Genomic DNA, 12,034 nt, shown 5'->3' on the forward strand with positions numbered 1-12,034 from the left:
GTGTTCTAAAGTTTTAACTCGTTGTAGTAATGATTTAATGGAACAAAAATAATCGAAGGTGGGATGACCAATGTTACAAAGAAAGTTAAATATAGCGAATTTAAATACACCTATTCAAAAACTAGACCAATTAAGTAGTAGATTAGGAAAGCAAATTTATGTAAAACGTGATGACTATACGGGAGCAGAAATATCTGGAAATAAAGTGAGAAAGCTAGAATATACGATTCAATATGTGTTTGATAATGGATATGACACAGTTATTACAACGGGAGCTATTACTTCAAATCATGCCCGCGCAACAGCAGCATTATGTGCTAAATACAATCTAGAGTGTCATTTGGTATTACGAGGAGATGCAGCTATTTTCGAAGGTAATTTATTTTTAGGTACGATGCTCGGTGCAAAAATTCATCAAATCAGTGCTAACACTTCGAGAGAAGATACAATGGATGAACTGTATCATCAATTAAAGTCTGAGGGTAAACATCCGTTGATTATACCCGTAGGTGCCTCAGATTGGATTGGTACTCATGGATATATCAATGCATATGAGGAAATACTTAAACAACAACAAACGATGAATATTCATTTTGACTCTATCAATGTAGCAGTAGGTTCAGGTGGTACATATGCAGGCTTGTGGTATGGGAACAACGTACATAATGAGCAGACAAAAGTGATTGGTTATGCAGTCGATCAAAGTGCGCCTGCCTTTACCGATAAAGTGAAAGAAATCATACATGATATAGATAAATCAGTAACATCATTCGATTCAATAAATATTAATGATCATTATATTGGTTTAGGATATGGTCAAGCTACGGATGAAGAATTAGCATTCTATGTTAAAATTGCGCAACAAGAGGGGATTATTTTTGATCCTACTTATACTGGTAAAGCCTTTCGTGGTTTAATCTCCGAGATAAAGCAAGGAAACTATAATAATCAAGAGCACATATTATTTATTCATACTGGTGGTCTACAGGGCTATACAGAAGAGACAAGACAACGCATTCAACACATGATTAGTAACCAAGATTAAGTTGACCAATGTAAAATATATTTGAATTTTAGATAGAATATAAAGCTAAATTGAAAAGACTATAAAAAAGCAAATCGATTGCTATTTTATAGGACAATGTTTCATAATGAGATACACTTTATGTGGTAAGGAAGGTGGTCATAAGTGGAGCAATTATTGTCAACAATTGCAGCATATCAGGATTTTGTTCATACGCATAAACTAGCTGTCATACATGTTATGAGAGATAATTGTAGTGTGTGTCATGCTGTATTACCACAGATCAGAGGTTTAGTCGAAGAGTATCCAGGCGTAGTTCTAGGCGTAATTAATCAGAGTGAATTAGAAGCCATTGCAGGTGAATTAAATATCTTCACTGTACCTGTTGATTTAATATATTTAGAAGGCAAAGAAATGCATAGGCAGGGAAGATTTATTGATATGCAATTATTTGAAAAGCAATTAAACTTAATGTATCAAAGTATAGCGTGAAAAATGAATATAGAAGGAAGTATGGATGCTTCTTTGACGAACAATCACTCAGTTGGCATGGTTCGTTGGAGAAGCTTTCTTTATGTAAAGTGCTAGCTATAAATATTGTGCAAAATAAAAGATGGTTTCATTAAATAAGTTGTATCTTTATTAAATGAAATATTGTATTATAGTGATAATCAATAGGGGGAGGTTAATTGTATGAGAATTGAGCGAATATGTCCCGACGAAGCTGAAGCGCTATATCGTTGTATGAAACAAATTGATAAAGAGTCACAATTTATGCTGTATTTGCCCGATGAAAGAAATTTTAATCAAGAAAAGTTAGCAGAAGAGCTTAAATTAAACTTTTTTATCGGTGTGAAAACAGATAACAATGATATTGTAGGATATTTAATGGTTCATATTAGTACAGTTTCTAAAATAAAGCACATTGGTTATATTGTTATTGGAATGATGAATGATTATCGTAAACGTGGATATGCCACACAGATGTTTGAGGAAACATTGAAATGGGCTGAACGTAAGGGTTTGAGAAGATTAGAATTAACTGTGATAACGACGAATACCCCCGCAGTGAACTTTTATGAAAAGTTAGGATTTAAGATAGAAGGTATCAAGCGTCAATCTATATTTATGGACGAACATTACTTTGATGAATTGTATATGGCAAAGTTATTAAATGAAGGTATAGATGGAGATAATGGCATAGTTTGGTAATATCTACATTGAAGCACTTTGTACGTTATGCTTAATACATAATTTTATAAATCAAAACCTTTTTCAAATAAATATAAATTCATTATGATTGGAAAAGGAGGCGATAATATGCTGAAAAAATTAATGCTTGTACCATTGATAACCATTGGTGCTACCTTTGCTTATGCTAAGGTTAAGGAGAAGAGAAGTTACAAAAGCTTTCTCATTGAACAGGTATTCAAAGTGACAAGAAGTAAATTGACATTTTCGACAGTTGAAGGCGCGCAGCGTGCACAATCTGTCATTCAATATGAAACGAAAGGATTGCATCAGCAACCGAAACATCAGTTTGAGAATACAATTGAAAGATGTGACCAGGATGATACTACAACATACATAATTAATCAGCAACGGGATGATGCGCAAGATATTGTATTATATATTCACGGTGGTGCTTGGTTTAAAGATCCACTGCAAGGCCATTTTGAATTTGTTGATCAATTAGCCAGTGAATTATCAGCTACCATTATAATGCCAATATACCAGAAAGTACCTCATGCGGATTATCGTGCGACGTTTAAACTTATCACTGCTATTTATGAGCGTATACTAGACACATATCAAGCTCAAGACTGTTCTCGCATTATTCTAATGGGCGATTCTGCTGGTGGACAAATTGCTTTAGCCTTTGCACAGTTACTGAAGCATAAAGACATGAGACAACCGGATAATATAGTATTAATATCTCCTGTTCTTGATGCAACATTCAATCATTCAGCAACGATTGAATATGAAACTGTTGATCCGTTATTAGGTATACAAGGGTTAAATTATTTCTTGAAACAATGGGCAGCAACGCTTCCACTAGAACATAGTATATTGTCACCAATAAATGGAGATATGACTGGATTAGGTCACATTACATTAGTAATTGGTACAAAAGAGTTACTTTATCCAGATGCGTTGAGGCTATCGACAAAGTTAAATCACAATAACATCGAACATGAATTTATTGTTGGATATAATCAATTTCATATTTATCCTATTTTTAATATACCTGAACGCCGACAAACAATTAATAAATTAAAGCGAATATTGAAGCGATAATTGAATAAACGATGCAATTCGTACCTAAGCTGACGCTTAGGTATAGGTTATTAAAGATATTGAGTAGTGAACATAATTAACAAAGCGTGCGCTTGAACCTTTAAGTTCTTGCGACACGTTTCTTTTATAATATCAAGTTTGCTGTATATTGATTGTTTAATCATTCAGTATCGCTAGGTTGTTTCTTTAACGATAATGTTAAAATTAAAATAATAATTAATAGAATGCCTAGAATTTGTAATGGTAAAAATTGAACATGTAGCCAAAGTGCACTAGAAACAATGGCCATTACTGGTTCTATTGTCCCAAATAATGTAGTTTCCTTTGCACTTAGATAATTTAAGCTTTGGATAAAAAATAAAAATGCTACTGCCGTGCCAAATATAATCCCGAAAGCAAGGTATATACCGGTTGAGTATGTGATATGATTAACATCAATGTGCCAAATTGGTGCTTTGAAATTAAGTAAAATACCTGAAATTAACATTGCCCAACCAACGACTAAAATAGAAGGATAACGTAACAATAACCTCGTAGCATATAATGTATAAAAGGTGAGGGACAATCCTGAAATAATCCCCCAGTAAACACTAGGCATCGGCACAGTTAAATTGCTTATGGAACCATTCGTTAGTAATAAAAATGTACCTGACAATGTCAGTAAAATAGCGATACAGTCAAACATTTTAAATCGTTCTTGTCCTCGTAGTACATACCATATAATAATATATAATGGTGCGATATATTGTAATAATGTAGCCACTGCTGCATTACCGTAGTTAATAGATGCCATATATGAATATTGCACTAATAACATACCGAATATAGAAAAAATAATCAGTTGTATAAAACTACGTTTTGATGTAAATATGATGAAAATGGATTTACGAGGATTAAGTAGCTTATATATAATCAGCAGTAAGATGCCACTAATTAATAATCGTGCTGTAACGTACCAGTTTATTTCAATGTTGCGATGTTGAAATAAAAAATCTGATACAGTTCCCCCTAATCCCCAAAAGGAAGCGCCAGCAATAGCTAGGAAAATACCTAAAATTCTCTTTTCTGTGTTGTGTTGCATAATATCACCTATAAAATATAATTATATTTAAACTATAAGCTAAAATTCAGTGATATAATACGTAAATATCATTAAAAAATAACAATATATAGAGGTGGTGGCATATTGTATAGTGAAATTATTGTTACAGATACAAGAGAAGAGTTGGTTCAATATCCGAATCAACAATGGAAACATGTCGTATTGTATACTGTGTTAAACCAAACACGTTTTGGATATATACCATTACATTGGCATAAGGCATTACAATTCATTTATGTAATTGAAGGTGCGTTAGACGTTGCAATGTCAGAACTTAATGTTCCACTTAAGCAAGGAGAAGGACTCTTTATCAATTCTAATACGGTACATGAAATTACAGAACAGGATCACGACACTAAATTTTATTGTTGGAATATAGAACTGACCGATCCATCTAACTACATTGAATATAGTTACGTGAGTCAAATCGTTACCAACGCGACGAAATTACCATATTTAAAGTTAACATCAGATATAGCTATTCACAATCAAATATTAAAATTAATTGTCGAAGCCGCTAATCTATATCTAAGTAAAACGACAGATTACATGTTAGATGTAACTATTAATTACTTTCAAATATTAAAATTTATTAATAGAATAATGGATAACCAAGTGACAACTAACGCATATCATTTTGATTCGCGTGTTAAACAACTGATTGAATATATTCAAAATCATGCTTCTACAAAGCTAACACTTGCAGAGCTGAGTCAAGTCATCCACATGAGTGAATCTGAAACGATTAAACTATTTAAACAATATATGCAACAAACACCTTTTCAATATTTACTCAATTTTCGATTGGAACAAAGTATAGACATGCTCTGTAGTAACAGTGAATATACTATTACTGAAATAGCATTAGGATGTGGTTTCTCTACAACAAGTTATTACATCAAATTATTTAAAGTGAAATACGGTGAAACACCGAAACAATATCAAAGACGCATGCGTCAGTTAAATATATAAGTGCAAATACCATAACACCCACTACCTATAAATTAATGAACATTGTTCGTATTGTGTGAACAATATTAACCTGAAGTAGTGGGTGTTTGATTTATTTTAAATTTTGTAAATATGTGGGAAACATTTCGCTAAATAATTTAACAAATGATAAATATATTGCTTTATCTACATGTTCGTCAACTTGATGTGCTTGGCTAACATTACCGGGACCAAACATTATAAATGGGAATTGTTCATCCTTATCGACTAATAAATCAGCAGCATCTGTTACGCCTGGAGAAGCTTGTGCTTCTAGCTTTGTATTTAAGTATTTCATGGCGAAAGTTTGTGCAATCTGTACCAGTGAATTGTCACCTGTTGTAAAGACTGGTGGTCTTGACATATAAGTATCCATGACGAGTTGTGACTCTGTTGATTCAACTTGTTGAAGGATGCGTTTGAAATAAGAAATAAATTGATTATTATCATGCTCAGGAATTGTACGAATATTAAATTCTGTTTCGGCATGTTCAGGTAATGAATTGACCTGATTTCCGCCTTTGAAGATTGTCGCATTAAGTATTGGTGGACCTAGTAAACTGTTCGTTTGAGTGAAGTCCTTAAAGCCCTCGTCTACAGTATAGACAAATTTTATTAAAGGCTTAATTGCATTAAAGCCTAAATGTGGCATAGAACTGTGTGCGGCTTTACCTTTAGAGGTTACACGTATATCCATCGAGCCTTTATGTGCGTAAATAATTCTGTCTTCTGAAGGTTCGGCAATGATTAAGGCACTAACATCATCCATATAACCTTGTTGATGAAAAGCCTTTGCACCTTCACCGACGATTTCCTCTCCTGCAGTAGCAAGCAGACGAATTTTACCATAGTTTAAAGTGCCAGCAGCTTGAATTTGAATCATACTAATAACAAGAGCAGCTAATCCTGATTTCATATCAGCTGTCCCACGACCATATAACTTGCCATCGACTTCTGTCATAACAAAAGGATCATAATGCCACTTTGAAATATCTCCTTCAGACACGACATCCATATGACCAGATATAGCTAATACTGGACCATGCTCTCCAATTTCTGCAACTAGATTCGCACGCGTTTCAGATAATTTAATAATTTGAGCAGGAATGTTATGTGCCGCTAGTAAATCTTGCAGATAATGACATACTTCAATTTCATTGTCATTTACAGATTTAATACGAACTAAATCACTTAATATGTTTACAATTTCTGTATCAGTTAATTTACCCATTAATAAAACCTCACTTTAAACACAGAATAATAATTCAACTTAATTATAACTTAGTTGATATTAGAATTTGGGAAATTCACCTATGTGTAAAGTGTAGCCTCAAGGTTAAGGTTAAAAATTAAATAAAATTGCGCGATTTATTCATAAAAATAACTCATACATGACTGGTAGATTTAGTGCTATCTACTGACCATGTATGAGTTAATTTTTCATATTGAATGGCTTTATTTTGTGTATTGAATGATTGAGTATCTTTTGGAATACGAGATGTTTCAGAAGTTGTTGCTTCCTTTGAACTATTTGAATTATTATTTTTATTTATATTTTCGACATTTTTATTATTATCAGCATCTAAGACAGCGCCGCGCATATCATTTCCTTGAAAAGTACCAATTAAAATCATGATTAAATAACTACAACATAATACTGCTACGACTGTAAGATAAATTGAAACGGCAAACTTAACAGATCTACTCAATGAACTGCCTCCTAAATATAGTTATTAACTACTTCACATATAATGTAACACTTAATCTTTAATATCATGTAAAGATGCAGTAAAGTTTATATTTTTTACAAAAGCTAATTACTGTAAGAATAAAAATTTATTAAAATTTCTTTGTGGTTTTTATAAAATTATATTTTGTTTATAAAACGTTGTCATAACAGTATTTCAAACGGCACAACAGTGTAATATTACTTGCATTGTAAAGGTTGATTTACATTTAATTAACGCGTCCTTTAAACAGTTAAAACTAAATCAATAACGCCGTGATAGCATATCTGTATTGAATGATAGGGAGTAACTAACCTCATATTAGTTAACTCTTTTTAATAACCATAATTCAAGTATCCTGAGATTCTTAAAGGAATAATTAAGTATTCAAATAAAAATTAAATGTGCTGACGAAAAGAGGGACCCAAGTTGCTACTAATCATAATTTGTGTAGGCTTAATTCTTTGGTTGGGTATAGTCGAAAAGAAACGACACTCACGCCGATTAGAAAGAATACCTATACGTATAAACATTAATGGTATAAGAGGTAAATCAACCATTACAAGATTGATATACAGCACACTGCGTGAGGACAATTACAGAGTAATTGGTAAAACAACTGGCACTGACGCACGTATGTTGTATTGGTTTACACCAAGAGAATATCCAGTCTATAGAAAGCCTCAAGGTGCAAACATTGGTGAACAAAGGGATATCATTCGTAAAGTGGTCAAACACAAAGCGAATGCTCTAGTTAATGAATGTATGGCAGTAAATCCCGATTATCAAATCACTTTCCAAAAGGAATTGGTTAAGGCCAATATTGGTGTGATTGTTAATGTTATGGAGGATCACATGGATGTACTTGGCCCAACATTGAAAGAAGTAGCAGAAGCGTTTACCGCAACAATTCCATATAAAGGGCATCTTATAGTAATGAAAGATGATTATACTGAGTTCTTTGCAAAGGTGGCAAAACGACGTAAGACCAAACTTATTGTTGTTGATAAAGATGAGGTTCCAGAATCTTATTTAAGACAATTTGGATACATAGTCTTTCCAGATAACGTTGCGATTGCAATGGGCGTAGCAGAAGCCTTAGGTATAGATAGAGAAACAGCATTGAGAGGTATGTTGAATGCGCCTCCTGATGTTGGCGCTGTAGAAGTAAAATACTTTAATGCAAACAATTCGACAAACGTCTATGTCAATGCATTCGCTGCAAATGAGCCAAAATCTACGATAGCAATATTAAACAAAGTCGAAGATTACAATTATCCGTACTCAAGCATTGTTATCGTATTGAATTGTCGGGCAGATAGAGTGGATAGAACAAGACAATTTGTTGAAGACTTTATACCTCATGTTGAGTTCGATACGTTAATTTGTACTGGGAAAAGTACACAAATGGTCACTGAGGCAATGAAAAATCAACCAGATAAGAAATACTTGAACTTTGAAGGCAAAAGTATAAAGGCAGTTGAAGAAGCATTATATGCTGAATCGACAAATGCCTTAATCTTCTGTGTTGGTAATATTCATGGACCAGGTAAACAAATAGCGCAATATATAGAAGGGATCAAATAATATGATAGGTTCAGAGTTATATTTTTCATTATTTGTGGGCATCGTATTGAGTTTAATCTTTGCCGAAAAATTTGGTATTAGTCCAGCGGGTCTTGTTGTCCCAGGATACTTAGCTTTAATATTTGATCAACCAGTTATGTTATTATCCGTACTTATCATCAGTTGCATTACATATTTTATTGTAAATCATGGTGTGAGTCGCTTTGTCATATTATATGGACGTAGGAAATTTGCGGCAATGATACTTACTGGTATGGTACTAAAATTTATATTCGATTTAATCTATCCACTGACCCCATTTGAAATGGTGGAAATGTCAGGTATTGGGGTTGTTATACCTGGTATTATTGCAAATACGATTCAAAAACAAGGTGTCATTATTACTTTATCTACATGTATGCTATTAACATGTATTACTTACGTCATCTTATTCTTTTATAGCTTTATTAATTAGTAAGGAGCATGTATATGAAGAATTCAAAACGACTTTCTATAGATGAACGTGTATTAAAGTGGACCAAGCGGCATAAAAAGCGCAACACTATATACACCAGTATTATCTTAATAGCTGCAGTAGTACTGTTAGTATTCACCATGACATCACAAAAAACATATCCAGTTAAGGCGATGACCAAAGCTAAGAATGACATCAGGATGACTTACTTGGGTAATGTTGAATTGAATAAACACATTCGTAAGAACGACATAAATGACGCTTTTAGTGCGGTGAAACCAATCTTGAAAGGGAGTGATTACTCCACAGCAAGCTTGAAATTTTCTAAATTCGCAAATGATAAGAATGGAAATATTAAAGGTAATTTAAATAATGTCATGTTCTTAAAGGGATTAAATATTAAAAGTTTAAATATTATCAATCAGGTGACCGATAATATTACTGCCAGAGATTTTAGTAAAGCAGTTGAAGCTAAAGCAGGTTATAACTATTTAACTGGCAATGGTTCGAATCCTATTAATAGTAAGACTGTTCAACAAACTGTAAAAGGGAAAAAAATTGCAACAGTATCATTTTCAGATGTTGAATCTGACTATACAGATCCTTTGAAAAATACGACATCCATTAGTTTAGAGCCAAATATCTTTATTCCATTAATTAAAAAACTAAAAGAAAACAATGATTACGTAGTAGTTAATGTGGATTGGGGCATTCCTGATGAAAGGAGTGTCACAACACGTCAAAAACAATATGCACATGCTTTATCTGATGCAGGTGCTGATGTAATCGTTGGTCACAACACAGTTGTTCAAGAAATTGAACAATATAAAAACACGAATATTTTTTATAGTTTAGGTAATGTTACTTCTGAAGGATTTTTATCTAAAAATAAACAAGGATTAACCGTTCAACAAAATTGGGACGGTAAGAAGTCACAATTTATGGTAACACCGATTAAGTCACAAGGTGGCAAGATTACTGAATCAAGACCAAACAAAATAGAAGAAATAAAACTGTTAAATAATTTGCAAAGTGATAGCGTAAAACTTAAAAAAGAGAATGGAGGTTACGTATATGAACATTAAAGAAAATTGGGTGAGCATTACAGTGATTGTAGTTGTGTTAATCATTTTCTTATTGATCGTTTTTGCCAGAGCAAATGAAGGTCTTGATCAATATGAATTGAATGAACTTAAATCAACGCATCATCAATATCTGTCTAAAGGAGCCTGAGTATGAGCATTTATAATAAACGTGTGCTCATCGTAATACTTATCCTTACTATCATTATTTCTGTGTTATTTTTCTTAGTTACGAAAAAAGACAACTATGATAAAGACGATTTGTATGAGAATAAAATTGCTGATCATAAACAAGACACATCAGACAAAAATTACGGTGTAGCATCAAATAACCCTATCGCGACACGCGTAGGTGAGAAAATAATTAGAGATGGTGGCAATGCAATCGATGCATCTGTAGGTGTCTCTTATGCCTTAGCTGTTACTGAACCACACTCATCAGGTTTAGGTGGTGGGGGTGCAATGTTAGCTTATGATGGACAAGCAAATGTTGCACCAAAACAATGGCAATATAAAGATATCTCATCATTTAATTATAAAAATAAAGATCAAATCGGTACACCAGGTTTTGTTCGTGGTCTCCATGATGCACATAAAGATGCCGGTAAAATGGACGAAAAGAAAATACTTAACTATGTTATACCACTAGCCGAAGATGGTTTCGAAGTAGACTCAGAATTAGAGCGAAGCTTAAAATTGTATGGGTCTGACGTGGACAGAGATTCTCCTTTCTTTGATGGTAAACAAACGAAACGAGAAGGAGATGTGATTAAGCAACCAGAATTAGCGAAAACACTACGCGGCATTAGAGATAATGGTCCGGATTATTTTTACGATAAAGTCGGTAAAAGTATTTCTAAACAAGTCGATGATAAATTGACTGAAAAGGACTTCAAAGCCTATAAAACAACGAAAAAAGAACCTGTAAGTACAGATTATTTAAATACTAAAATTTATTCTGCATCAAATCCACTAGGCGGTACACTCATGCTACAAGGTATGAAGATTGATGAGGCAACCGATAATAAAGGGGCACCAGACAACCGTTTGGATTACATTACGGGTATATTGAAATCAAGAGCATTAATGTACAGAAATAGAGACATCGTTAATGGTCAGGATGAAGATTACGATCAATATTTATCTCAAGATTATTTATTAGGAAAATTAAACGAAGTTAATTTCAATAGTAACTTCAATACGACGAATATGGATAATACGAGTACTACGCACTTTGTTGTTATAGATAAGAAAGGTAAGTTAGTGAGTACAACCAATACATTGTCTAGTTTCTTTGGTACTGGTAAGTATATGAAAGAAGGATTCTATATGAATAACTCACTTTCAAACTTCTCTACGAATCCTGCAAGTCCAAACTATGCAGGTAAACATAAGGAACCAAGATCATTTACCGCACCTAGTATCGTTGTCGGACCAGATTATTACTTAGGCATAGGAACACCTGGAGGTAACAAAATACCGACTACCATTAATGAAGTACTTGTCGATTATTTAAGAGGCAATGGAACATTGCAAGAATCAATTGATAAACCTCGTTTCTATAATGATGGCGGAAAAATTTTCTATGAAAATGCAACCTCTAAACAAGATATAGACATATTCAAAAGTTTAGGATTCCAAATTGAAGAAAAACGCAATGATCCAAACTTTGGTAGTGTACAGGCAGCGCTATTCAATAAAAATGATAAAACTGTCGAAATAGGTCACGATGTTGGTAATAGATAAAATATAATATCAAACGTTTATGAT

At 33.2% G+C, this 12,034-nt stretch carries 13 protein-coding genes; 10 read left to right on the plus strand and 3 right to left on the minus strand.

The window, feature by feature from the left end; genetic code table 11:
• Positions 1-70 precede the first annotated feature (70 nt).
• From JN168_RS01925 to JN168_RS01940, 4 genes are all read left to right on the plus strand, one after another.
• A complete protein-coding gene (locus JN168_RS01925) occupies positions 71-1,045 on the plus strand; it encodes a D-cysteine desulfhydrase family protein (RefSeq protein WP_279526130.1) in 975 nt (324 codons plus the stop codon).
• A 144-nt stretch (positions 1,046-1,189) separates the two neighbouring features.
• Entirely contained in the window at positions 1,190-1,516 is a 327-nt protein-coding gene (locus tag JN168_RS01930) for a thioredoxin family protein (protein WP_042740340.1), read from the plus strand.
• Positions 1,517-1,717: 201 nt separating this feature from the next.
• Positions 1,718-2,236, plus strand: a complete 519-nt coding sequence (locus JN168_RS01935; protein ID WP_042740339.1) for a GNAT family N-acetyltransferase — start codon at positions 1,718-1,720, stop codon at positions 2,234-2,236.
• Between the two features lie 108 nt (positions 2,237-2,344).
• On the plus strand, positions 2,345-3,322 hold the full coding sequence (locus JN168_RS01940; RefSeq protein WP_232155438.1) for an alpha/beta hydrolase: 978 nt from the start codon (positions 2,345-2,347) through the stop codon (positions 3,320-3,322).
• 160 nt (positions 3,323-3,482) lie between these two features.
• On the opposite strand, the gene JN168_RS01945 is transcribed toward JN168_RS01940, so the two are convergent.
• Entirely contained in the window at positions 3,483-4,403 is a 921-nt protein-coding gene (locus JN168_RS01945) for a DMT family transporter (protein WP_042740337.1), read from the minus strand.
• A gap of 105 nt (positions 4,404-4,508) precedes the next feature.
• Here JN168_RS01945 and JN168_RS01950 point away from each other — a divergent pair, with 105 nt between their 5' ends.
• The gene (locus JN168_RS01950; protein ID WP_232155437.1) at positions 4,509-5,396 is read left to right on the plus strand and encodes a helix-turn-helix domain-containing protein; all 888 of its coding nucleotides are present in this window, start codon (positions 4,509-4,511) and stop codon (positions 5,394-5,396) included.
• Positions 5,397-5,487: 91 nt separating this feature from the next.
• On the opposite strand, the gene JN168_RS01955 is transcribed toward JN168_RS01950, so the two are convergent.
• A complete protein-coding gene (locus JN168_RS01955; RefSeq protein WP_042740335.1) occupies positions 5,488-6,645 on the minus strand; it encodes an ArgE/DapE family deacylase in 1,158 nt (385 codons plus the stop codon).
• Positions 6,646-6,799: 154 nt separating this feature from the next.
• Complete coding sequence (locus tag JN168_RS01960; protein ID WP_042740334.1) at positions 6,800-7,123, minus strand: hypothetical protein; 324 nt, start codon at positions 7,121-7,123, stop codon at positions 6,800-6,802.
• Positions 7,124-7,570: 447 nt separating this feature from the next.
• Between JN168_RS01960 and pgsB the strand changes: the two genes are divergently transcribed.
• The 5 genes from pgsB to JN168_RS01985 are packed head-to-tail and all read left to right on the plus strand — an operon-like array spanning position 7,571 to position 12,010.
• Positions 7,571-8,728 carry a poly-gamma-glutamate synthase PgsB gene (gene pgsB / locus JN168_RS01965; protein WP_042740333.1) on the plus strand — a complete coding sequence of 386 codons (1,158 nt, stop codon included), beginning with the start codon at positions 7,571-7,573 and terminating at the stop codon, positions 8,726-8,728.
• Position 8,729: 1 nt separating this feature from the next.
• Positions 8,730-9,182, plus strand: coding sequence for a poly-gamma-glutamate biosynthesis protein PgsC (gene pgsC / locus JN168_RS01970; protein ID WP_042740332.1), 453 nt, complete (start codon positions 8,730-8,732; stop codon positions 9,180-9,182).
• Positions 9,183-9,196: 14 nt separating this feature from the next.
• Positions 9,197-10,267, plus strand: coding sequence for a CapA family protein (locus JN168_RS01975; protein WP_042740331.1), 1,071 nt, complete (start codon positions 9,197-9,199; stop codon positions 10,265-10,267).
• Entirely contained in the window at positions 10,257-10,415 is a 159-nt protein-coding gene (locus JN168_RS01980; RefSeq protein WP_162846347.1) for a hypothetical protein, read from the plus strand. Before JN168_RS01975 ends, JN168_RS01980 begins: the two co-directional genes overlap by 11 nt.
• A 2-nt stretch (positions 10,416-10,417) precedes the next feature.
• Positions 10,418-12,010 carry a gamma-glutamyltransferase gene (locus JN168_RS01985; RefSeq protein ID WP_042740330.1) on the plus strand — a complete coding sequence of 531 codons (1,593 nt, stop codon included), beginning with the start codon at positions 10,418-10,420 and terminating at the stop codon, positions 12,008-12,010.
• Positions 12,011-12,034 lie beyond the last annotated feature (24 nt).

The sequence above is a fragment of the Staphylococcus gallinarum genome (assembly GCF_029774255.1).
In the GTDB taxonomy this organism is placed as follows: Bacteria; Bacillota; Bacilli; order Staphylococcales; family Staphylococcaceae; genus Staphylococcus; species Staphylococcus gallinarum.

What these genes read in the sequence shown, in the direction of transcription:
- JN168_RS01940 (WP_232155438.1), top strand. Translation starts at nt 2,345, where the DNA reads ATGCTGAAAAAATTAATGCTTGTACCATTGATAACCATTGGTGCTACC.
- JN168_RS01925 (WP_279526130.1), top strand. Translation starts at nt 71, where the DNA reads ATGTTACAAAGAAAGTTAAATATAGCGAATTTAAATACACCTATTCAA.
- JN168_RS01945 (WP_042740337.1), bottom strand. Translation starts at nt 4,403, where the DNA reads ATGCAACACAACACAGAAAAGAGAATTTTAGGTATTTTCCTAGCTATT.
- JN168_RS01985 (WP_042740330.1), top strand. Translation starts at nt 10,418, where the DNA reads ATGAGCATTTATAATAAACGTGTGCTCATCGTAATACTTATCCTTACT.
- pgsC (WP_042740332.1), top strand. Translation starts at nt 8,730, where the DNA reads ATGATAGGTTCAGAGTTATATTTTTCATTATTTGTGGGCATCGTATTG.
- JN168_RS01955 (WP_042740335.1), bottom strand. Translation starts at nt 6,645, where the DNA reads ATGGGTAAATTAACTGATACAGAAATTGTAAACATATTAAGTGATTTA.
- JN168_RS01935 (WP_042740339.1), top strand. Translation starts at nt 1,718, where the DNA reads ATGAGAATTGAGCGAATATGTCCCGACGAAGCTGAAGCGCTATATCGT.
- JN168_RS01980 (WP_162846347.1), top strand. Translation starts at nt 10,257, where the DNA reads ATGAACATTAAAGAAAATTGGGTGAGCATTACAGTGATTGTAGTTGTG.
- JN168_RS01975 (WP_042740331.1), top strand. Translation starts at nt 9,197, where the DNA reads ATGAAGAATTCAAAACGACTTTCTATAGATGAACGTGTATTAAAGTGG.